General features: G+C 60.5%; 18 protein-coding genes. 12 read left to right on the top strand and 6 right to left on the bottom strand.

The genetic code is table 11. From position 1 onward, the window contains the following. The first annotated feature begins 12 nt into the window (after positions 1–12). Positions 13–420 carry a DUF1090 domain-containing protein gene (locus tag JTJ32_RS11265; RefSeq protein WP_099228700.1) on the top strand — a complete coding sequence of 136 codons (408 nt, stop codon included), beginning with the start codon at positions 13–15 and terminating at the stop codon, positions 418–420. Between the two features lie 213 nt (positions 421–633). On the opposite strand, the gene JTJ32_RS11260 is transcribed toward JTJ32_RS11265, so the two are convergent. The 3 genes from JTJ32_RS11260 to JTJ32_RS11250 form a co-directional block, all read right to left on the bottom strand. Next, on the bottom strand, positions 634–1,035 hold the full coding sequence (locus tag JTJ32_RS11260) for an MAPEG family protein (RefSeq protein WP_099228701.1): 402 nt from the start codon (positions 1,033–1,035) through the stop codon (positions 634–636). 96 nt (positions 1,036–1,131) lie between these two features. Further along, a complete protein-coding gene (locus JTJ32_RS11255) occupies positions 1,132–2,523 on the bottom strand; it encodes a heavy metal sensor histidine kinase (protein ID WP_210042055.1) in 1,392 nt (463 codons plus the stop codon). Next, entirely contained in the window at positions 2,520–3,194 is a 675-nt protein-coding gene (locus JTJ32_RS11250) for a heavy metal response regulator transcription factor (protein WP_099228703.1), read from the bottom strand. Before JTJ32_RS11250 ends, JTJ32_RS11255 begins: the two co-directional genes overlap by 4 nt. A 244-nt stretch (positions 3,195–3,438) precedes the next feature. On the opposite strand from JTJ32_RS11250, the gene JTJ32_RS11245 reads away from it, so the two are divergent. The 3 genes from JTJ32_RS11245 (at position 3,439) to JTJ32_RS11235 (ending at position 9,186) form a co-directional block, all read left to right on the top strand. Further along, positions 3,439–4,662: a TolC family protein gene (locus tag JTJ32_RS11245; RefSeq protein ID WP_210042212.1), complete on the top strand. Its 1,224-nt coding sequence runs from the start codon at positions 3,439–3,441 to the stop codon at positions 4,660–4,662. A gap of 69 nt (positions 4,663–4,731) precedes the next feature. Further along, positions 4,732–6,009 (top strand): efflux RND transporter periplasmic adaptor subunit, encoded by a 1,278-nt coding sequence (locus JTJ32_RS11240; protein ID WP_210042054.1) that lies wholly within the window; start codon positions 4,732–4,734, stop codon positions 6,007–6,009. A gap of 24 nt (positions 6,010–6,033) precedes the next feature. Further along, on the top strand, positions 6,034–9,186 hold the full coding sequence (locus JTJ32_RS11235) for a CusA/CzcA family heavy metal efflux RND transporter (RefSeq protein WP_099228705.1): 3,153 nt from the start codon (positions 6,034–6,036) through the stop codon (positions 9,184–9,186). Positions 9,187–9,253: 67 nt separating this feature from the next. Here JTJ32_RS11235 and JTJ32_RS11230 read toward each other — a convergent pair whose 3' ends face one another. Then, positions 9,254–10,579, bottom strand: coding sequence for an OprD family porin (locus tag JTJ32_RS11230; protein ID WP_210042053.1), 1,326 nt, complete (start codon positions 10,577–10,579; stop codon positions 9,254–9,256). Positions 10,580–10,911: 332 nt separating this feature from the next. Continuing rightward, complete coding sequence (locus tag JTJ32_RS11225; RefSeq protein ID WP_180274344.1) at positions 10,912–11,136, bottom strand: hypothetical protein; 225 nt, start codon at positions 11,134–11,136, stop codon at positions 10,912–10,914. 243 nt (positions 11,137–11,379) lie between these two features. Here JTJ32_RS11225 and JTJ32_RS11220 point away from each other — a divergent pair, with 243 nt between their 5' ends. Both JTJ32_RS11220 and JTJ32_RS11215 read left to right on the top strand, forming a co-directional pair. Beyond that, on the top strand, positions 11,380–11,712 hold the full coding sequence (locus JTJ32_RS11220) for a DUF2790 domain-containing protein (protein WP_099228708.1): 333 nt from the start codon (positions 11,380–11,382) through the stop codon (positions 11,710–11,712). Positions 11,713–12,034: 322 nt separating this feature from the next. Further along, positions 12,035–13,291: a cation:proton antiporter gene (locus JTJ32_RS11215; RefSeq protein ID WP_099228709.1), complete on the top strand. Its 1,257-nt coding sequence runs from the start codon at positions 12,035–12,037 to the stop codon at positions 13,289–13,291. A gap of 25 nt (positions 13,292–13,316) precedes the next feature. Here the strand turns inward: JTJ32_RS11215 and JTJ32_RS11210 are convergent, their stop codons facing one another. Beyond that, positions 13,317–14,240, bottom strand: coding sequence for a helix-turn-helix domain-containing protein (locus JTJ32_RS11210; RefSeq protein WP_210042051.1), 924 nt, complete (start codon positions 14,238–14,240; stop codon positions 13,317–13,319). A 314-nt stretch (positions 14,241–14,554) separates the two neighbouring features. On the opposite strand from JTJ32_RS11210, the gene JTJ32_RS11205 reads away from it, so the two are divergent. From JTJ32_RS11205 to otnC, 6 genes are all read left to right on the top strand, one after another. Beyond that, on the top strand, positions 14,555–15,862 hold the full coding sequence (locus JTJ32_RS11205; RefSeq protein ID WP_210042050.1) for an ABC transporter substrate-binding protein: 1,308 nt from the start codon (positions 14,555–14,557) through the stop codon (positions 15,860–15,862). Positions 15,863–15,896: 34 nt separating this feature from the next. Next, entirely contained in the window at positions 15,897–16,670 is a 774-nt protein-coding gene (locus tag JTJ32_RS11200) for an L-iditol 2-dehydrogenase (RefSeq protein ID WP_210042048.1), read from the top strand. Between the two features lie 105 nt (positions 16,671–16,775). Next, the gene (locus JTJ32_RS11195) at positions 16,776–17,597 is read left to right on the top strand and encodes a DeoR/GlpR family DNA-binding transcription regulator (protein ID WP_099228713.1); all 822 of its coding nucleotides are present in this window, start codon (positions 16,776–16,778) and stop codon (positions 17,595–17,597) included. 283 nt (positions 17,598–17,880) lie between these two features. Next, a complete protein-coding gene (gene ltnD, locus JTJ32_RS11190; protein WP_024685313.1) occupies positions 17,881–18,786 on the top strand; it encodes an L-threonate dehydrogenase in 906 nt (301 codons plus the stop codon). 10 nt (positions 18,787–18,796) lie between these two features. Next, the gene (otnK, locus tag JTJ32_RS11185; RefSeq protein WP_210042046.1) at positions 18,797–20,086 is read left to right on the top strand and encodes a 3-oxo-tetronate kinase; all 1,290 of its coding nucleotides are present in this window, start codon (positions 18,797–18,799) and stop codon (positions 20,084–20,086) included. Then, positions 20,086–20,724, top strand: a complete 639-nt coding sequence (gene otnC / locus JTJ32_RS11180) for a 3-oxo-tetronate 4-phosphate decarboxylase (RefSeq protein ID WP_099228715.1) — start codon at positions 20,086–20,088, stop codon at positions 20,722–20,724. Before otnK ends, otnC begins: the two co-directional genes overlap by 1 nt. Positions 20,725–20,790: the final 66 nt, after the last annotated feature.

The following is a 20,790-nucleotide window of genomic DNA, read 5'->3' as shown; positions in this document are numbered from 1 at the left end:
AAAGGAGTTCATATGAAGTTTCTATCACCGCTGGTTCTTTTCACCAGCTGCACGTTACTGGTTACACCGCTGTTCGCCACCGAACAGGCGCCCCCTTCCGAGTGCCTGCTCAAGAGCCAGGAAATCAATAACAAGATTCAGGAAGCCAAGACCGAGGGCAACAAGGCTCAGCAGGCTGGCCTGGAAACGGCACTGGCTGAGGTCAATGCCAACTGCACCGAGGCGTCACTGGTCAAGCAGCGTGAACAAAAGGTATTGGACGCCAAACGTGAAGTCAGCCGCCGCCAGTCCGACCTGAACAAGGCGATGGACAAAGGCGATCCGGAGAAGATCAACAAGCGCAAGGACAAGCTGGCAGAGTCGCGCAAGGAATTGCAGGATGCGCAGGCAGAACTTGAGAAGGTGCAGCCGGACGAGTAAGCGGCAGATCACTTCCGCTGAGTCACATCACCTGATGAGCAGCCACAGCGTTCAGCTGATGCAGCGAGTCTGCCGGCTCCCGGCAGATCGCCAGCAAGCCGCCCCCCACAGCCCCGTATTGGCTGCCAGACTGCGCTTTCTCACGGATGCCGGGTGGAATCCGTCAGAAAGCTTGTTCCAGGCGGAGCCTGCAGTCGACGGTGTTTCAGCCGGTCACGCCGCAGCCGGGAATGCCGACACACCGAACAGGGCAATGATCAGCCCCATCCCGACCAGCCAGGCAAGGGAGCGCAACGCTGCCAGATCGGCCAGATAGAAGATGATGTAGAGCAGGCGGCTGGTGATGAACAACACCGCAAGCACGTCGATGGTTACTAGCTGCGCGTTACCCGCAATATGCGCAATGATCACTGCCGCAGCAAACGAAGGTGTCACTTCATAACTGTTCAGTTGCGCTGCGTGCGCGCGCTTCGGAAACCCTTCCAGATTGTCGAGAAAAGCGCGAGGGTCATGATTATCGCCTCGCTTGAATTTGCCGCTGCCGATCTTGGCGATGCCTGCACAGGCGATCGGCAAAAGGATCGCCACCAGCACACACCAGAAAGCTACTGTCATACATCCATCCTTTGTTTTTTGGCTTCATCTAGAAGCATGCCAGGCACGAGCAGCCTTAAAGCTCAGAGCCGGATGCGGCCCAAAGGTTCTTACGGCTTACACCAGTCTGGGAAAAATCAAGCTGAACGTCGTGAACTGCCCTGGCTCACTTTCGACTTTAACCTGCCCTTCATGCAGGCTCATGATCGACCGGACGATGGCCAGCCCCAGGCCCGTGCCGCCCTGCTGCCGGGCGCGACTGACGTGAACCCGGTAAAAACGGTCGAACAGACGCGGCAGGTGCTCGGCATCTATGCCTTCCCCGGCATTGCGCACCGCCAGCGTGATGTCTTCGGCGCGTGTGGTAATACTGATCATGATGGCGCTGCCACTCGACCCATGGCGGATCGCATTGGACAGCAGGTTGGAGATCGCCCGCTGAATCATCAGGCGGTCGCCCATGGCTTTCCCGCTGCCTTCGATCTGCAAGGTAATGTCACGCTCTTCAGCCGATGCCGAAAACAGCTCGGCCACTTTTTCCGACTCTTCACGCAGATCGATGGGTTCGAGCGCCAACGGTGCCGAGGGCTGGCTGACGCTTGCGAGAAACAGCATCTGGGCGATCATGCGCGACATGCGTTCCAGCTCTTCGGTACAGGACTCAAGCGCCTGTCTGTACTCCTCAGGCGGACGGGGTCGTGACAATGTCACCTGCGCCTTGCCCATCAGGTTATTCATGGGCGAGCGCATCTCGTGGGCCAGATCGTCCGAGAACTGCGACAGTTGCTGAACATCGCCGTCCAGCCGGTGCAGCATGAAGTTCACGGCGTGGGCCAGGTCGCGCAGTTCGTCCGGCAGGCCGGTCACTTTCATGCGGTGCGACAGGTCGCGGGCCGAAATCAGCGCGGTCACTTTCCGGAACGCGCCCAACGGCCTGAGCCCGCGGCGCACGATCCACCACGCCCCCAGCCCGACCAGCAAAAGGATCACCGGCAGAATCATGAAGGTGGACATCATGTAAGCGTGCAGCAGCGAAGAGTCGTTCTTCCGGTCAAGCGTCAGCATGACCAGGATGTTTTCATCCGTCTTGAGACGAATGTTCTTGTAGCCCACCAGCAGCTTGTGACCTTCGCTGGATTCCAGCTCATGAAAACCTTCAGCCTGACCGTCGGCCGCGGGCGGTGGCAGGTTCCGACCCTCCTTGTTGCCGATATTCATGAGGGGCTGGCGCGGCATGCTGGAGTCGAAGATGCTCAGCGCAAAACTGTCGTGACCCACAATCTGATCCCGCAGCGTGTGCGGGTACTGGACGATGTCGCCAACGGACAGGAATCCCTCACTGAGCCCGTGTTCGATTTGCTCGAACTTCTCCCGAAGGCTGTCTGCAGCACGCAGATCAAGCTGATGGGAAATGGCCGCGTAGGCGAACAACTCCATGATCACCACCAGAAACGCACTCAACGCGGTGACTGTCAGGCCCAGCCGCGTCGAGAGGCGTGTGGGTTTCATTCGCGCACTTCCAGCACATAACCGACGCCACGCAAGGTGTGGATCAGCTTGGTCTCGAACGGGTCATCGATCTTGGCGCGCAGGCGGCGGATCGAAACCTCGACCACATTGGTGTCGCAATCGAAGTTCATGTCCCAGACCAGCGAAATGATCTGGGTACGCGACATCACCTCTCCGGTGTGGCGCATCAGCAGGTGCAGGAGGGCGAATTCCTTGGTGGTCAGGTCGATGCGCTGCTTGCCACGAAATGCCCGGTGGCGCCCCTGATCCAGCTCCAGGTCACCGACCTGCAGGACCTGCGGCGTGCTCGGCTGTTCGGAGCGACGCATCAGGGTCCGGACTCTTGCCAGCAACTCGGGAAACTCGAAAGGCTTGACCAGGTAGTCGTCGGCGCCCATTTCCAGGCCCTTGACCTTCTCTTCAAGACGCCCCCGCGCGGTGACCATCATGATGCGGGTGTTGACGGTTTTCCTGAGCCGGGCCAGGACCTCCCAGCCATCCATTTCAGGCAGGTTCACATCCAGAATGACGATGTCATACGCCTGGTGCTGCGCGAGGTAAAGACCGTCGAGTCCGGTGGCGGCGATATCGACGACATAGCCACTTTCGGTCAGCCCCTGATGCATGTACTCGGCAGTTTTCGGCTCGTCCTCCACTACAAGGATTCGCATGGATAAATGTCCTGTCTGATGTCGGTTGATCCGCAGTGTACGGGCAAACAGCCAGCCTCCACAGCAGATAACGGAATTGTAATTTTGCAGCAATCCCTCTGATACCTCCGGTTACATAAAGTCCTCCCCATTCAGGTTCAACAGGCCTTTTGGCGCGGTTGTTCTTTCCACTGACGGGGGTGTTGTATGCAACTGGAGAGCCACGATCGTGCTCGGGTTTAAGCTGGCGTCCAGGTGGACGCACATCAGAACGGGTGCACTGTGCGTGCTGTTGTTTCCATCGATGGCACCTGTCGCAATCGCCCAGGGTCTGAGCCTGCCACAGGCCATCGAAGCGGCGTTTGCCGAAAACCCTGATCTGGCGGCAGCCCGCCGGGAAATCGGGGTGGCTGAAGGCGAGCGCCAGCAGGCGGGCTTGATACCTAACCCGGTCGCGTCCTGGGAAGCGGAGGACACACGCAGCGAGACCCGAACCACCACCGTGATGCTCAGCCAGGCGCTGGAACTGGGCGGCAAGCGCGGTGCGCGAATCGAAGCGGCCAACCGTGGACAGGACGCCGCCCGGATCGAGCTTGAACGGCGCGGCAACGAATTGCGCGCCGAGGTTGTTCAGGCGTTCTATGCCGCAGCCCGGGCGCAGGCCGGTCTGGATCTGGCGCGACAATCAAGGTCACTGGCCGAGCGTGGCCTGCAAGTGGCCGAAGGTCGCGTTCAGGCGGGCAAGACTTCACCGGTCGAAGCGACACGCGCTCAGGTGCAACTGGCCGAAACCGATCTGCTGGTACGCCGCGCCGAGACCCTGAAAATCAACAGCTACCGCGAGCTGGCACGCACGACAGGCTCACCGACCGCCTCGTTCGACCGGCTGGACTACACCGACCTGTCGCCCGGCAAAGTACCGCCTTCAGCCAGATTACTGACCGCCCTCAACGAAACCGCCGAACTGCGACTTGCTCAGGCCCAGATCGACCAACGCGAAGCCGCGCTGGGTTCGGAGCGCGCCAAGCGAGTTCCAGACCTGACAGTCAGTGTCGGCAGCCAGTACAGCCGTGAAGATCGCGAGCGCATCAATGTGGTCGGCCTGTCGATGCCGATTCCCTTGTTCGATCGCAATCAGGGCAATGTGCTTTCTGCTGCCAGACGTTCGGATCAGGCACGCGATCTGCGCAATGCCGTGGAGCTGAAGCTGCGCACCCAGATCCAGTCGGCACTCGATCAATGGGCCACTGCATCGCGCGAAGTCGAGTCGTTCAACCGGGTCATCCTGCCTGCGGCGCAGCGCGCGGTGGACACGGCAACCCGTGGCTTCGAGATGGGCAAGTTCGGGTTCCTCGAAGTCCTGGATGCCCAGCGCACACTGATTTCCGCCCGTAGCCAGTACCTGGAATCGCTGGCAACGGCCACCGATGCCAGCGTCAGCGTCGAACGCATCTATGGCGATCTCGACCGGTTCAGCCTCAAACCCTGATTTCTCTTTTGCGCACCTATCGAGCGCACCGCAGCGTGCGCAGCACCTACATGATTGCCGGGAGCATCCATGGACAACAAACGAAGCATTGGCATCGCCCTGGCGGTGGTGGTCATCATTGGCCTGGGCAGCCTGACCGTGAACCCTGGCCTGCTGCCCTTCAGCGCCCAGGCTGAATCGGACAAGCACGCCAACGAATCGGCAGACGCCCACGCTGGAGAAGAAGCCCACGCCGACGAGGAACATGGCGAGGAAGGCCATGGCAGCGAGCCAGAACAGCACGGCGCCGCGAAAGCGGAACCCGCGCACGAGGAAGAAGAAGGTCACCTTGAACTCAGTGCCGAACAGATCAAGGCCGCCGGCATTGAACTGGTCGCTGCCGAATCGCGGCCGATGAGCACCTCGGTCACCTTCCCTGGCGAAATCCGCTTCGATGAAGACCGCACCGCCCATGTAGTGCCTCGGGTCGGAGGCGTGGTCGAATCGGTCAAGGTCGAGCTGGGGCAGAGCGTCAAAAAAGGCCAGGTGCTGGCGGTCATCGCCAGTCAGCAGATTTCCGATCAACGCAGTGAATTGAGCGCGGCACAGCGCCGTCAGGAGCTGGCGCGACTGACCCTGCAACGCGAGAAGAAGCTCTGGGAAGACCGGATCTCGGCCGAACAGGATTACCAGCAGGCGCGTCAGGCGTTTCAGGAAGCGGACATCAGCCTGTCCAACGCCCGGCAGAAGCTCAGCGCCATCGGGGCAAGTGTCAGCCCTACCGCAGGCAATCGTTACGAGCTGATCGCCCCGTTCGACGCCATGGTCGTGGAAAAACACCTGGCCATCGGCGAAGTGGTCAGCGACGCGAGCAACGCGTTCACGCTGTCAGACCTGTCCCGCGTCTGGGCCACCTTCGGCGTCGCGCCAAAGGATCTGGACAAGGTGATCGTGGGTCGTCCCGTCACCGTCAGCGCACCCGACCTCAACGCTCGCGTTGAGGGGCGCATTGGTTATGTCGGCAGCTTGTTGGGTGAGCAGACACGTGCCGCGACTGTTCGCGTCACCCTCGCCAACCCGAATGGCGCCTGGCGACCGGGGCTGTTCGTCTCGGTCGATGTGGCGGCAGAACAGAGCCAGGTCGCAGTCAGCCTGCCCGAGTCAGCGATCCAGACCGTCGAAGACAAGCCTTCGGTGTTCGTGCGCAACGACGAAGGCTTTCAGCTGACGCCCGTCACGCTCGGCCGCAGCGATGGCGGCTACGTGGAAATCGTCCAAGGCCTGGCCGCAGGCACTCAAGTGGCCGCCACCGGCAGTTTCATTCTCAAGTCGGAGCTGGGCAAAGGCTCCGCCGAGCACGCCCATTGACCTGCGTCGTACGAGTACTCCCCCATGTTTGAACGGTTGATCAAATTCGCGATTGAACAGCGCATCGTGGTGATGCTCGCGGTCCTGCTGATGGCAGGACTGGGCATCGCCAGCTACCAGAAACTGCCCATCGATGCGGTCCCCGACATCACCAACGTACAGGTGCAGATCAATACCTCGGCACCCGGCTTCTCACCGCTGGAAACCGAGCAACGCATCACCTTTGCCATCGAAACCAACATGGCCGGCCTGCCCGGCCTGCAGCAGACGCGTTCCTTGTCGCGCTCGGGCCTGTCGCAGGTCACGGTAATCTTCGAGGACGGCACCGACCTGTTCTTCGCCCGCCAGCAAGTGAACGAACGGCTGCAGATTGCCAAGGACCAGTTGCCCGAAGGTGTCGAGACCATGATGGGGCCGGTCTCTACCGGTCTTGGCGAGATTTTCCTGTGGACCGTCGAAGCCCGTGAAGGCGCACGCAAGGAGGACGGCACGCCGTACACGCCGACCGACCTGCGGGTGATTCAGGACTGGATCATCAAGCCGCAGTTGCGCAACGTGCCGGGTGTGGCCGAAATCAACACCATTGGCGGCTTCGCCAAACAGTATGAAATCGCGCCAGATCCCAAGAAACTTGCAGCCTACAAGCTGACCCTGAATGATCTGGTCGCGGCGCTGGAGCGCAACAACGCCAACGTCGGTGCGGGCTATATCGAACGAGGCGGCGAACAACTGCTGATCCGCGCACCGGGCCAGCTCGAAAACATCAATGACATTGCCAATATCGTCATCGCCAACGTTCAGGGCACGCCCATCCGCGTCAGCAGCGTGGCCGAAGTCGGCATCGGCAAGGAAATGCGCTCCGGCGCGGCCACTGAAAATGGCCGCGAAGTGGTCCTGGGCACCGTATTCATGCTGATTGGCGAAAACAGCCGCACGGTTTCCCAGGCCGTGGCCGCCAAGCTCGCCGACATCAACCGCACGCTGCCCGCAGGCATCGAAGCGGTCACCGTGTACGACCGCACCAACCTCGTCGAAAAAGCCATCGCAACGGTCAAGAAGAACCTCGTCGAAGGCGCGATTCTGGTTATTGCGATCCTGTTCCTGTTTCTGGGCAACATCCGCGCCGCGCTGATCACCGCGATGGTCATTCCGCTGGCGATGCTGTTTACCTTCACCGGCATGTTTGCCAACAAGGTCAGTGCCAACCTCATGAGCCTCGGCGCACTGGACTTCGGCATCATCGTCGATGGCGCGGTGGTGATCGTCGAGAACTCGATTCGCAGGCTGGCCCACGCCCAGCAGAAACACGGCCGGATGCTGACCCGCGCCGAACGTTTCCATGAAGTCTTCGCTGCGGCGAAAGAAGCTCGCCGTCCGCTGATCTTCGGCCAACTGATCATCATGGTCGTGTACCTGCCGATCTTCGCCCTCACCGGCGTCGAAGGAAAAATGTTCCACCCGATGGCGTTTACCGTGGTCATCGCCCTGCTCGGCGCCATGATCCTGTCGGTCACCTTCGTGCCTGCGGCCATCGCCATGTTCGTGACCGGCAAGGTCAAGGAAGAAGAAGGCTTCGTGATGCGCACGGCTCGTCTGCGTTATGCGCCGGTACTCGGCTGGGTGCTGGGGCATCGCTGGATTGCCTTCACCCTGGCGTTCGTGGTGATGGTGTTGTCCGGATTTACCGCCAGTCGTATGGGCAGTGAGTTCATCCCGAGCCTGAGCGAAGGCGACTTTGCGCTGCAGGCCCTGCGCGTGCCCGGCACCAGCCTGACGCAATCGGTGGACATGCAGCAGCGCCTCGAAAAAGCCGTGATCGAAAAAATGCCGGAAGTGGAGCGCATGTTCGCGCGCACCGGCACTGCGGAAATCGCCGCCGACCCGATGCCGCCCAACATCTCCGACAGCTACGTGATGCTCAAGCCGCAAAGCGAATGGCCGGATCCGGACAAATCGCGGGAAACCCTGATTGCCGAGCTGCAAAAGGCCGCTGCCAGCGTGCCGGGCAGCAATTACGAGCTGTCCCAGCCGATCCAGTTGCGTTTCAACGAACTGGTGTCAGGCGTGCGCAGCGATGTAGCCGTGAAAGTGTTTGGCGATGACATGGCCGTGCTCAACCAGACGGCCGCCAAAATCGCCGCTGCCATGCAAAAGGTGCCGGGCGCGTCAGAAGTGAAGGTGGAACAAACCACCGGCCTGCCGGTGCTGACCATCAATATCGACCGCGACAAGGCAGCGCGTTACGGTCTGAATGTCGCTGATGTGCAGGACGCCATTGCTACCGCACTGGGCGGACGTCAGGCCGGCACGCTTTACGAGGGTGATCGTCGCTTCGACATGGTCGTGAGGTTGTCCGAGCAACTGCGAACTGACGTGGCCGGACTCTCCAGCCTGCTCATCCCGGTGCCCGCCAGCGCAGGCAGCAGCAACCAGCAGATCAGCTTCATCTCGCTGTCGCAGGTCGCCAGCCTCGATCTGGTGTTAGGTCCGAACCAGATCAGCCGCGAGAACGGCAAGCGACTGGTGATCGTCAGCGCCAACGTGCGCGGCCGTGACCTGGGCTCGTTCGTCGAAGAAGCCGGTCAGACCCTCGACAGCAGCGTGCAGATTCCGGCGGGCTACTGGACCAACTGGGGCGGTCAGTTCGAACAGTTGCAATCGGCCGCCAAACGCCTGCAGATCGTCGTCCCCGTGGCGCTGCTGCTGGTCCTGGCGCTGTTGTTCCTGATGTTCAACAACCTCAAGGACGGTCTGCTGGTTTTCACCGGCATCCCGTTCGCCCTGACTGGCGGCGTCATGGCGCTGTGGCTGCGAGACATACCGCTGTCGATCTCGGCTGGCGTGGGGTTCATCGCCCTGTCCGGCGTGGCAGTACTCAACGGACTGGTGATGATCTCGTTCATTCGCAACCTGCGCGAAGAAGGCCGCTCCCTGCACGACGCCATCACCGAAGGCGCCCTCACCCGCCTGCGCCCGGTGCTGATGACCGCGCTGGTTGCATCGCTGGGCTTCATTCCCATGGCGCTGGCAACAGGCACCGGCGCCGAGGTGCAACGGCCGCTGGCGACCGTGGTGATCGGCGGGATTCTGTCGTCTACGGCCCTGACCCTGCTGGTGCTGCCTGCGCTGTATCAATGGGCGCATCGGCGGGAGGAGGAAGCGGTCGAAGCCAAGTGATTGCCTGAGCCATGACGCTTAACGAAAAAACGCCCCGAGGGGCGTTTTTTTATTGCTTGGCGAACAGTCAGAGAACACTCAACGGGTATTCCACAATCACCCTCACCTCATCCAGATCAGACTCGAATGCGGTCGCTCGGGTCGTGGCCTGACGCACACGTACGGACAGATCTTTCATGGTGCCGGTCTGAACGATGTACTTGGCTTCGATGTTGCGCTCCCAGCGTTTCTGGTCGGTCAGCGGGTTGCCCTGCGCGTCGCGGCGCATGTAAGTGCTGTTGGCATTGGAGTAATCGGCATCGGTGCCTTTGCCATAGCGGGTCATGAACGTCAGACCGGGCACGCCGTAGGGCGTCATGTCCAGGTTGTAGGTGACCATCCACGAGCGTTCTTTCGGTGAGTTGAAGTCGCTGTACTGGATGGAGTTGGCCAGAAAGATCGAGTCGGACAGTCTCAGGTAATCGAAGTCGTCATCGCCCTGGTTGCGTTGATGGGAAACCGCCAGGCTATGTGCGCCGTATTTCAGGCCGACACTGGCACTCCAGATGTCGTTGTCAAACTCGCCGAGCAACCGTTTGCCTTCGTCGGTCGCGTTGTAATAGTTCAGGCTGCTGGTCATGGTCAGGTCGCTGGTGATCGGCAGCGCATAGGAGGCCGAGCCGTATTTCTGATCCCAGGCATCCTTCAACCGGCTGGTGTACAGCGAGAGGTTCAGTCTGTCGGTGGCCTCATAGTCGCCGCCGAAGTAGGCGAGCCAGGGCGAGTCGACCGGGCCGGCGTAGAACGTGGAAAAGCCTTCCTTCATATCGCTGGACGCGGGCTGGCTCATCCCGTTGAGGCGACCACCCTGCACGGTCAGGCCTTTGATGCTGGTGTTACTGGCTGTCACGCCGCGAAAGCTTTCCGGCAACAGACGCGCATCGCCGTAGGCGACCACCGGCGTCACGGGAAACACATCGCCGACATGAACCACGGTGTCGAAGGCTCTGGCTTTCAGCGCGCCGCCGACTTTGGTGTATTCGTCGCGGGCGTTGCCGTCCGAGTCGACAGGCATCACCGAGAACGGAGTCTGCAGGCCGTTGCGGCCGTCACCCGTGTCCAGCTTGATGCCCACCATGGCGAACGCATCGAGGCCAACACCGATGGTGCCCTGGGTAAAGCCGGATTCGAACCGCCCCATGATGCCTTGCGCCCAGCCTTCGGAGTAGCCGCTGCCTGTCGGGCTCGACTCGCCATTACGGTGGTCACGGTTCATGTAGAAGTTTCGGTTGAGGATATTGAGCGTGCTGCCTTCGACAAACCCTTCTTTCTGCTCTTCTGCGAAGGCGGCAAAGGGGGTCATCCCGGCAAGGGTCGAACACAAGGCGAGGGAAAGTCTTTTACGTTGATTCATGTGCACTCCGTTCATTTGGCAGATCGGGTAAACGTGTCGACCTGGCATGTTGTTATCAATAAAAGGCTGCCAGTGACACACGATCTTGAAGAGGCGGAGATAACGTGAAGATGACGGGCGGATTACAAATCTGAAAGAAAACCCTGCCTGCACTAAAAATGGAATAACACGTCAGAAAGACGCAACTAATACAATATGCCAACTGGCATATTGTGCTTTTCAAAATAGCAAAAAAAAGCGCCCCGAAGGACGCTTAAAGATTCGCCTCAACCAAAGGAGCCGGAAAGCTGCCAAAGGCGAACAAGGGTGCTGCTCATTGCAGACCAAACGCGTTAGCCTTCGGTCTTGTCGGATTTGTCAGACTTGGATTTCTCATCCGAGTTGACGTACTGCTCACCCTGCTTGCCGGCCTGACGCTCCTGGAAACGCTGCTCCTGGGCCATGCGCATCTTGTCTGCAGCGGTGCTTGCGAATTCGTTGCCGTCGTCGGCAAAGGCACTTGTAAAGGACAAGGCGGCGACTGCAAAGACCATCGATTTAATCAGTTTCATCGTCATTTCCTCTTTCTCTCGTTAATGTTTGGATCCTGTTTTGCGCTGGGCGCTTTTCAGGAATGAGCCCATCTTACGAGCCGGCACCTAACAGGAAGGTGAGCGAAAAATGACAAATTTGTCATAAATAAAAAACGTTAAAAAAACCGCGTAATCTCCAAACTTACAAAAACGTAATTATTCAGTAACGTTCGCGTTAACCCTCGACCGTTACATTGAACTCACTTTCAAACAACGGAGAAAACGAACATGCGTACCACTGCTAAATCCCTGCTGCTGGCTCTGGCGATTCTTTCCCCTCTGAGCGCTTTTGCTTACACCTCGGATGAGGTCAAGGCAGAAACCCTGATCAAGGATCACCAGGCCGCCATCCAGAAATACGCAACGCTTCACAAGAAGACGATGCCTGAGATCCAGGAGTACAAGTACGGGATGAAACTGGACGTTGCCAAAGTCGTCCGCAAATCCCCGGACCTGAAGACCTGCAGCGTCATGCCGAAACTGATGACGTATCAGGATTCCAAGGGCGATCTGAAGACTGTTCAGTATCAGGTTCTCAGCGGGTGCCGAAACAGCCAATGATTTCAGACCTGCCAGGAGGCCACCCCGATACGCCGAACCCCATGTTCCACCCACCCTCAGCCCGGACAGTCGTCCGGGCTGATTTTTTTTGTTTTCCGCTTTTCATTCCGCTGCCGATTACAGCCCTTCGTCCCATTGATTGCCGAGCTTTTGCAACGCCTGCGTCTTTGCATGGTCAACGCAGACCCTCGTGCGTGTTTGAAGCAATGTGCCTGAACAGCTATCCGGGCCATCACAGTCTGCTCCGGGCATGACTCGGTCACGCTGAACGCTGCCGACCACGCTGCAATTGAAACTGGATACACGGATTCTGGAATGACGGATGCTTGAACTTGTTGCTGCTTTTATCTGCCTCACTTCGCTGCTGACCTATGTGAACTTCCGCTTCATCGGTCTGCCCCCCACCATCGGCGTGATGGTCACTGCGCTGATGTTCTCGTTGATTCTGCAGGGCCTGAGCCTGATGGGTTTTCCGGGCCTCGAAAATCGCGTTCAGGAACTGATCGGCCAGATCGATTTCGGCGATCTGCTGATGAACTGGATGCTTTCGTTCCTGCTGTTTGCAGGCGCCCTGCACGTCAACCTCGCGGACCTGCGCAGCTATCGCTGGCCCATCGGGCTGCTGGCAACGTTCGGCGTGTTGATCGCAACCACGGTGATCGGCGCCCTGGCGTACTGGATCTTTGCCCTGTTCGGCTGGCACGTCAGCCCGCTCTACTGCCTGCTGTTCGGCGCGCTGATCTCGCCGACCGACCCCATCGCGGTGCTGGGCGTACTGCGCACCGCCAATGCCTCGAAGCCGCTCAAGACCACCATCGTGGGCGAAAGCCTTTTCAACGACGGCACTGCGGTTGTGGTGTTCACGGTTTTACTGGGCATCGCGCAACTGGGTGAAACCCCGACCGTGGGCGAAACGGCCATGCTGTTCGTGCACGAAGCCGTTGGCGGCGTGCTGTTCGGCGGTCTGATCGGCTATGCCGTGTACCTGATGATCAAGAGCATCGAGCAGTATCAGATCGAGGTCATGCTGACTCTGGCACTGGTCATCGGCGGTTCGGCGATGGCGTCGGAGCTGCATGTTTCCGGCCCAATCGCGATGGTCGTAGCCGGTCTGATCATCGGTAACCTGGGACGCAACCTGGCGATGAACGACATGACCCGTCGCTACATGGACGGTTTCTGGGAATTGCTGGATGACATGCTCAACGCGATGCTGTTCGCGCTGATCGGCATGGAGCTGTTGCTACTGCCGTTCTCGTGGCAGCACCTGATTGCCGCCAGCCTGTTGGCCGTGGCCATTCTGCTGTCGAGGTTTGTCACCGTGGCACCGGCGATTCTGCTGCTGCGTCGCTGGCGCTCTGTGCCGCAGGGCACCGTGCGTATCCTGACCTGGGGCGGTTTGCGTGGCGGTGTTTCAGTCGCCCTGGCGCTGGCCCTGCCGACCGGACCCGAACGCGACCTGCTGCTGAGCATTACTTACATCGTGGTGCTGCTGTCGATCCTGTTGCAGGGCCTGACCATCGGCAAACTGGTCAAGGCCGTGACGCGGGAGCCGCAGGTCAAGGACTCGGCGCACTGAGTGAGCCGCAACCGGTTGCGAACTCTCAGGCGCTGCGCGCGGTGTTGAACAGGGTCATCGCCATGGCGCGTCGGTAATCGCTGGGTGTCTGGCCCGTCTCGACGCGAAAGTGCCGGTTGAAGTTGGAGAGGTTGGCATAGCCGACCTCAAAGCAGATGTCCGAAACCGACATGTCGGACTGCAGCAGCAGCCGACAGGCGCGCTGAACCCTCAGTTTGCGCATCAGATCGATGAAACCGTGCCCGGTGTTGCGTTTGAAGAAGCGCGAAAAACCGGGATCGGTCATCTCGAGACGCTGCGCGATCACCGAGAGACGGATGTCGTTGGTCAGCTCGGTCAACAGATAGTCGAACGCCTTGTTGATCCGCTCGGAACTGCGCGCGTCCAGCGTCGGTGCGTAGCAGCTGCTGGCGAGCAGGTGAGCGTCCTGAGACGGAGCCTTGACCAGCGTGTTGATCAGTTGCAGAAAAAGTATCAGCCGCTCCAGACCTTGCGCCCTGCCGATGTCTTCCATCAGCCGCGCCGCCTGCACCGCCGTGGCCCCCGTGAACTCGAGACCACGACGCGCCTGCTCGAACAGACACTGCAGCTCGCCCAGTTCCGGCAGCGTCTTGCGCAATGCCAGCAGCGCAGCACCATCGAACTGCAAGACCACGTCGCGCCCCTGAAGATGCTCGCCCGGTGCCAGATCACCTATCCAGTCATGGGGCAGGTCGGGACCGATCAACGCAACATGGCCTGCGTCGAACCCGCCGATGTAATCGCCCGCCACCAGTTTGCCGCTGCCACGGCGGATCAGGTGAATCTCGAATTCCGGATGATGATTCCATCGCGCCAGGGCGTAGGGATAGTCGTGCTCGTACCAGCGAAAACACTGGTCGGGCTCGGGAAGGATGACTTCAAGTTCGGCAGGACGCTGCTCGAAAAGAGCCGCTCGGCTGTCAGGCATTGCAGGCCCCTTTTATCGTTATGGGTGCTTCGTGCAGGCACCAACATACGCGTGCCCGATCCTGCCTCGCTAGCGGTGATTGTGACCGGCACTGATACTTTTTTGATTTCGGACGGCCGGACGGCGTTCGGTTAAAAAAGTATCGGCGCGTTGTGCGCAACGCGTTTGTCCGGGTCTTGCCTGACTGCTGTAATCCACTCGCCGCCGTGGCGGTCGCTTGAATCTGTGGGAAGCCGCATGGTTTCACGAACACCACGGCCAACAACAAAAACAATGACTCCCGCCATCAGCGGCGCGGAGTGGAGAGCACGACGATGAAGATGCACAAAGCGCTTTTCCTGTCTGCCGGTCTGTCCTTTGCCCTCGTCGGCCACGCGGCTGAAACCATCACCATCGCCACCGTGAACAACGGCGACATGATCCGCATGCAGCGCCTGTCGAAAATCTTCGAGCAGCAGCACCCCGACGTGAAGCTCAACTGGGTGGTGCTGGAAGAAAACGTGCTGCGCCAGCGACTGACCACCGACATCGCGACCCAGGGCGGTCAGTTCGATGTGTTGACCATCGGCACTTACGAAACCCCGCTGTGGGGCGCCAAACAGTGGCTTGAGCCCATCACCGGTTTGCCACCTGAATACGATTTGCAAGACATCTTCCCCGCCGTGCGTCAGGGCCTGTCGGTGAAGGACACGCTGTACGCCCTGCCGTTTTACGGCGAAAGCACCCTGACCTATTACCGCACCGACCTGTTCAAGCAGGCCGGACTGAGCATGCCGGAACACCCGACCTGGACGCAATTGGGCGAATTCGCCGCCAGACTGCATCAGCCGGACAAGGGCCTGTATGGCATGTGCCTTCGTGGCAAAGCCGGCTGGGGCGAAAACATCGCGCTGCTCAGCACCATGGCCAACGCGTTCGGCGCGCGCTGGTTCGACGAACAATGGAAGCCTGAACTGACCAGCCCGGAATGGACCAGAGCAGCCAACTTCTACGTCGACACCCTCAAGAAGTACGGGCCTCCCGGCGTGACCAGCAATGGCTTCAACGAAACGCTGGCCCTGTTCAACAGCGGCAAGTGCGCGCTGTGGGTAGACGCCAGCGTCGCAGGCTCGTTTACCACCGACAAGGAACAAAGCCGCGTCGTCGACAGCGTCGGCTTTGCGCCTGCGCCTACAGAAGTCACCGACAAGGGATCATCGTGGCTCTATGCGTGGTCGCTGGCAATTCCTGTCACTTCCAAACATAAAGAGGCAGCCAAGGCGTTCATCACCTGGGCGACGTCCAAGGAATACATCCAGTTGGTGACCGAAAAAGACGGCATCAGCAACGTACCGCCGGGCACTCGCACCTCGACCTATAACGAGGCGTATCTGCAGGCAGCGCCGTTCGCAAAAGTGACCTTGCAGATGATGCAGCACGCCGACCCCGCCCATCCGTCCGCCAAACCGGTGCCTTACGTGGGCATTCAATACGTGACCATCCCGGAATTCCAGGCCATCGGCACCTCGGTCGGCAAACTGTTCACCGCGGCGTTGACCGGGCAGACCACCGTCGAACAGACCCTCGCTGCGGCCCAGACGGTGACTGAACGGGAAATGAAGCGCGCCGGGTATCCCAAGTAATCCGACACACTCTCTGAAGGACGGATAACGAATCATGAAAAGACTGGAAGGTAAAAGTGCGCTCATCACCGGCTCTGCCCGCGGCATCGGGCGCACCCTGGCGCAGACCTATATCCGCGAAGGCGCAACCGCCGCCATCGCCGATATCAATCTGGAACGTGCACAAGCCACCGCAAACGAACTCGGACCGAACGCTTATGCAGTCAGGATGGACGTGACCGATCAAGCCTCCATTGATCACGCGATCGCTGCGGTGGTGGCGCAGACCGGCAAGCTGGACATTCTGATCAACAACGCCGCGCTGTTCGATCTGGCACCGATTGTCGACATCACCCGGGAAAGTTTCGAGCGTCTGTTCTCGATCAACGTCGGCGGCACGCTGTTCACCCTGCAGGCGGCAGCCCGGCAGATGATTGCCCAGGGGCACGGCGGCAAGATCATCAACATGGCCAGCCAGGCGGGACGTCGAGGGGAAGCACTGGTCGGTGTGTATTGCGCGACCAAAGCCGCAGTGATCAGTCTGACCCAGTCCGCCGGGCTGGACCTGATCAAACACCGGATTAACGTCAATGCCATCGCGCCCGGCGTGGTGGACGGCGAGCACTGGGACGGCGTCGACGCGATGTTCGCCCGCTATGAAAACCGGCCGCTGGGTGAAAAGAAAAGGCTGGTCGGCGAGCAGGTACCCTTCGGGCGTATGGGCACGGCAGACGACCTGTCGGGCATGGCCGTTTTCCTGGCCTCGGCGGACAGCGAGTACGTGGTAGCGCAGACGTACAACGTGGACGGCGGCAACTGGATGAGCTGATCCTGTGAACAAAAGCCGGTCGCCACTTCCATTGACGGGGCGATTGGCTAAGATGCCCGGACCGCACGTCATGATCCGCGGCATCACCGAGGCACAGGAGCTGCAATGTCCACCGAAGAGGAGCTCGCCATATCCGGCGGCACACCGATGATTCCCGATCAGCGTCGGGAGCTGATGCTGCGTCAGTTGCGCAAGCATCAGGTGCTCAGCGTGCATCAGTTGATGGAGATGTTCGAGTGCTCGCACATGACCATCCGCCGTGACATCGCATTGCTGGAACAGGAGGGCCGTGCCTATTCGGTCACCGGCGGCGTGCGTATTGCCAGTCAGGTGCACAGCGAGCCCAGCCATCAATCCAAGGCGGTGGTGGAGCTTCCGCACAAACAGGGCATGGCAAGGCTGGCGGCCGGTCTGCTGCATCCGGACATGACGATTTACCTGGACGCAGGCACCAGCACTCTGGAAATCGTGCCGCACATCGTTGCGTTGTCCGGCATGACCGTGGTCACCAACGATTTTGGCGTGGTGAATGCACTGGCCGATGCCGGGCACGTGGATGTGATTCACACCGGCGGCCTGCTCGATCATCCGAACCGCTCAAGCGTCGGCGGGCTGGCGGCTGCGACCCTGCGGCAACTGGCGACGGATGTGGCGTTCATGTCCACCAGTTCGTGGGACCTGCAACGCGGAACCACGACGCCCTCGGCACTGAAAGTCGAGGTCAAGCAGGCTGCCATGCAGTCCGCTTCGCAAACCGTGCTGGTCGCGACCAGCTCCAAATACGGCACCTTTGGCATGTACAAGGTTGCCGCGCTGGACCAGTTCGACACCATCATCACCGACGCCGCCCTGGCCGAAGCCGCCGCCGACGGCATCCGCAAACAGCGCATCGAACTGCTGCTCGCCCCGGTGAGCGGCAAACGCTAGGGTCACCTCCCGAAGCGGACGCAGAGCGTCCAGAGATGCATTCCCACGCTGGAGCGTGGGAACGAGCGTGTGTCTCAACCCCCCCATCCATCCTGCGCCTGTGACCCTCTGCGTCACCGTCCCACGCTGTCCGATGGAAAAACCCTATCGATGTTAACTTATGTGAAAAATAAAAATACTTCACATTATTTACTCATTGATCCACTATCCATTTCACAGATCAGAACAATATCGTCCACCTGCCGGCATCACAGGCGCGGACACTGACTTTGAGGATTACTGCATGAACACTAAGAATGTTGGCGTCATCGGCCTGGGTGCGATGGGTCTGGGCATTGCCCGTTCATTGCTGCGCAGCGGCTTCAATGTGCATGCCTGCGATGTGCGCACCAGCGTGACCGAGGCGTTCGCTCAGGAAGGTGGTGTTGCCTGTGAATCCCCGGCGGCCATGGCCGCTGCCTGTGACGTGATCGTCACGGTCGTGGTCAACGCCGAGCAGACCGAAACCGTGCTGTTCGGCGAGAACGGCGCCATTGCAGCGCTGCGTCCGGGCAGTCTGGTGATCGGCTGCGCTACCGTCGCGCCGACCTTCGCTGTCGAGTTGGGCGAGCGTCTGGCCGCACAGAATCTGCTGTACCTCGACGCCCCGATCTCCGGCGGCGCAGCCAAGGCCGCTTCCGGCCAGATGACCATGATGACCTCCGGCCCGGCCGAGTCGTATGCCAAGGCAGAAGCGATCCTCAACGGCATGGCGGGCAAGGTCTATCGCCTGGGCGACGTCCATGGCCTGGGCTCGAAAGTCAAAATCATCAACCAATTGCTGGCAGGCGTGCACATCGCCGCGAGCGCCGAAGCCATGGCCCTGGGCCTGCGTGAAGGTGTCGATGCCGATGCGCTGTACGAAGTGATCACCAACAGTGCCGGCAACTCGTGGATGTTCGAAAACCGCGTGCCACACATTCTCAATGCCGATTACACGCCGCTGTCGGCCGTCGACATTTTCGTCAAGGACCTGGGTCTGGTGCTGGATACCGCCCGCAGCAGCAAATTCCCGCTGCCGCTGTCGGCCACCGCACACCAGATGTTCATGCAGGCCTCCAGCGCCGGTTTCGGTCGCGAGGATGACTCGGCCGTAATCAAGATCTTCCCGGGCATCGAACTGCCGAAAGCCAAGACTGATAAAGCCTGAGGAGCCTTTGATGAGCCTTAACGACTCTCGCCCGCTGCTGGGCTGCATTGCCGATGACTTCACCGGCGCGACTGACCTGGCCAACATGCTGGTGCGCGGCGGTATGCGCACGGTGCAAAGCATCGGTATCCCGAGCGCCGAAATGGCAGCCGGTCTGGATGCCGACGCCATTGTCATCGCCCTCAAATCCCGCACCACGCCGTCGGCCGACGCGGTCGCCGAGTCGCTGGCCGCGCTGGAATGGCTGCGCGAACGCGGCTGTGAACAGATTTTCTTCAAGTACTGCTCGACCTTCGACTCCACCGCCGCAGGCAACATCGGCCAGGTCAGCGAAGCGTTGCTGGAACAACTGGGCAGCGACTTCACCCTGGCGTGTCCGGCATTCCCGGAAAACGGCCGCACGATTTTCCGTGGCCATCTGTTCGTGCAAGACCAATTGCTCAGCGAATCGGGCATGCAGAATCATCCACTGACGCCGATGACCGACGCCAATCTGGTGCGCGTCCTGCAAGCGCAGACCACCCACAAAGTCGGCCTGCTGCGTTATGACAGCGTCTCCAAAGGCGTGGAAAGCGTGCGCGGCAGGATTGCCGAGCTGCGTGCCGAGGGCGTGAGCATGGCGATCGCCGATGCGTTGTCCGATGCCGATCTGTATGTGCTGGGAGAAGCCTGCGCCGACCTGCCGCTGTTGACGGGCGGCTCTGGCCTGGCGCTGGGCTTGCCGGGCAATTTCCGTAAGGCAGGCAAACTGCGCGACATGGACGCAGCCAGACACGTTGACGTCGGCGGCGGCGAAGTGGTGCTGGCAGGCAGTGCGTCGGTCGCCACCAACGGTCAGGTTGCGGCCTGGCTGGAAGGCAATCGCCCTGCCCTGCGCATCAATCCGCTGGACCTGGCTGCGGGCAAACCCGTGGTCGAGCAGGCACTGGCGTTCGCCAGAGATGCCGGGCAAACCGTGCTGATCTACGCGACCAGCACACCGGATGAAGTCAAGGCCGTGCAGAACGAGTTGGGTGTCGAACGCTCCGGTGCGATGGTCGAGGAAGCGCTGGGCCAGATCGCCAGAGGCCTGCTCGAGGCGGGCGTGCGACGCTTCGTGGTCGCAGGCGGCGAAACGTCCGGGGCAGTGGTTCAGGCGCTGGGCGTGCAACTGCTGCAGATCGGCGCACAGATCGATCCAGGCGTTCCGGCCACCTTCAGCAACGGCGCCCAACCGCTGGCGCTGGCGCTCAAGTCAGGCAACTTCGGTGCCCGCGACTTCTTCGCCAAGGCCCTCAAGCAACTGGCGGGGGAAGCCTGATGATCGACGAGAACGCATTGCGTCAGGAAATCTGTGATGTCGGCAGGCTGCTTTACGGCCGTGGCTATACGGTCGGCAGCGCGGGCAACATCAGCGCGCGTCTTGATGACGGCTGGCTGATCACGCCGACCGATGCCTGCCTGGGCCGCATGGACCCGGCCGACATCGCCAAGGTCAACCTGGCGGGCGAATGGGTGTCCGGCAGCAAGCCGTCCAAGACCCTCGCTCTGCACCGCGAAGTCTACGACCGCAACCCGCACGTCGGCGGCGTCGTACATACCCATTCCACGCACTTGGTGGCGCTGACCCTGGCGGGCGTGTGGCGTGAGGACGACATTCTGCCGCCACTGACCCCGTATCAGGTGATGAAAGTCGGGCACATCCCGCTGATCGCTTACGAGCGTCCAGGCTCGCCAAAAGTGGCCGAGCAGGTCGCGCAACTGGCCAACAGCGTGCGCGGCGTGATGCTTGAGCGTTTGGGCCCGGTGGTCTGGGAAAGCTCGGTGGCCAAGGCCTGCTACGCCCTGGAAGAACTCGAAGAAACGGCCCGTCTGTGGCTGATGACAAATCCCAAACCTGCCCCGCTGGAGCCCGCGGCTCTGGAAGAACTGCGGCAGGTCTTCGGCGCCAGGTGGTAACCGAAGCGTATTGATCGGGAGGCGCATCGCGTCTCCCGGACAACCCCGGCGTGGCCGGACAACAAT

Origin of the sequence: Pseudomonas alliivorans, assembly GCF_017826695.1 — a bacterium.
GTDB lineage: Bacteria > Pseudomonadota > Gammaproteobacteria > Pseudomonadales > Pseudomonadaceae > Aquipseudomonas > Aquipseudomonas alliivorans.
Note: the sequence above shows the minus strand (reverse complement) of the source record. Positions and strands in the feature narration are given on the sequence as shown.

Bases quoted from the DNA above. Each gene is read 5' to 3' on its own strand.
- JTJ32_RS11265 (WP_099228700.1), top strand. From the start codon at position 13: ATGAAGTTTCTATCACCGCTGGTTCTTTTCACCAGCTGCACGTTACTG.
- JTJ32_RS11260 (WP_099228701.1), bottom strand. From the start codon at position 1,035: ATGACAGTAGCTTTCTGGTGTGTGCTGGTGGCGATCCTTTTGCCGATC.
- JTJ32_RS11255 (WP_210042055.1), bottom strand. From the start codon at position 2,523: ATGAAACCCACACGCCTCTCGACGCGGCTGGGCCTGACAGTCACCGCG.
- JTJ32_RS11250 (WP_099228703.1), bottom strand. From the start codon at position 3,194: ATGCGAATCCTTGTAGTGGAGGACGAGCCGAAAACTGCCGAGTACATG.
- JTJ32_RS11240 (WP_210042054.1), top strand. From the start codon at position 4,732: ATGGACAACAAACGAAGCATTGGCATCGCCCTGGCGGTGGTGGTCATC.
- JTJ32_RS11235 (WP_099228705.1), top strand. From the start codon at position 6,034: ATGTTTGAACGGTTGATCAAATTCGCGATTGAACAGCGCATCGTGGTG.
- JTJ32_RS11230 (WP_210042053.1), bottom strand. From the start codon at position 10,579: ATGAATCAACGTAAAAGACTTTCCCTCGCCTTGTGTTCGACCCTTGCC.
- JTJ32_RS11225 (WP_180274344.1), bottom strand. From the start codon at position 11,136: ATGACGATGAAACTGATTAAATCGATGGTCTTTGCAGTCGCCGCCTTG.
- JTJ32_RS11220 (WP_099228708.1), top strand. From the start codon at position 11,380: ATGCGTACCACTGCTAAATCCCTGCTGCTGGCTCTGGCGATTCTTTCC.
- JTJ32_RS11215 (WP_099228709.1), top strand. From the start codon at position 12,035: ATGCTTGAACTTGTTGCTGCTTTTATCTGCCTCACTTCGCTGCTGACC.
- JTJ32_RS11210 (WP_210042051.1), bottom strand. From the start codon at position 14,240: ATGCCTGACAGCCGAGCGGCTCTTTTCGAGCAGCGTCCTGCCGAACTT.
- JTJ32_RS11205 (WP_210042050.1), top strand. From the start codon at position 14,555: ATGAAGATGCACAAAGCGCTTTTCCTGTCTGCCGGTCTGTCCTTTGCC.
- JTJ32_RS11200 (WP_210042048.1), top strand. From the start codon at position 15,897: ATGAAAAGACTGGAAGGTAAAAGTGCGCTCATCACCGGCTCTGCCCGC.
- JTJ32_RS11195 (WP_099228713.1), top strand. From the start codon at position 16,776: ATGTCCACCGAAGAGGAGCTCGCCATATCCGGCGGCACACCGATGATT.
- ltnD (WP_024685313.1), top strand. From the start codon at position 17,881: ATGAACACTAAGAATGTTGGCGTCATCGGCCTGGGTGCGATGGGTCTG.
- otnK (WP_210042046.1), top strand. From the start codon at position 18,797: ATGAGCCTTAACGACTCTCGCCCGCTGCTGGGCTGCATTGCCGATGAC.
- otnC (WP_099228715.1), top strand. From the start codon at position 20,086: ATGATCGACGAGAACGCATTGCGTCAGGAAATCTGTGATGTCGGCAGG.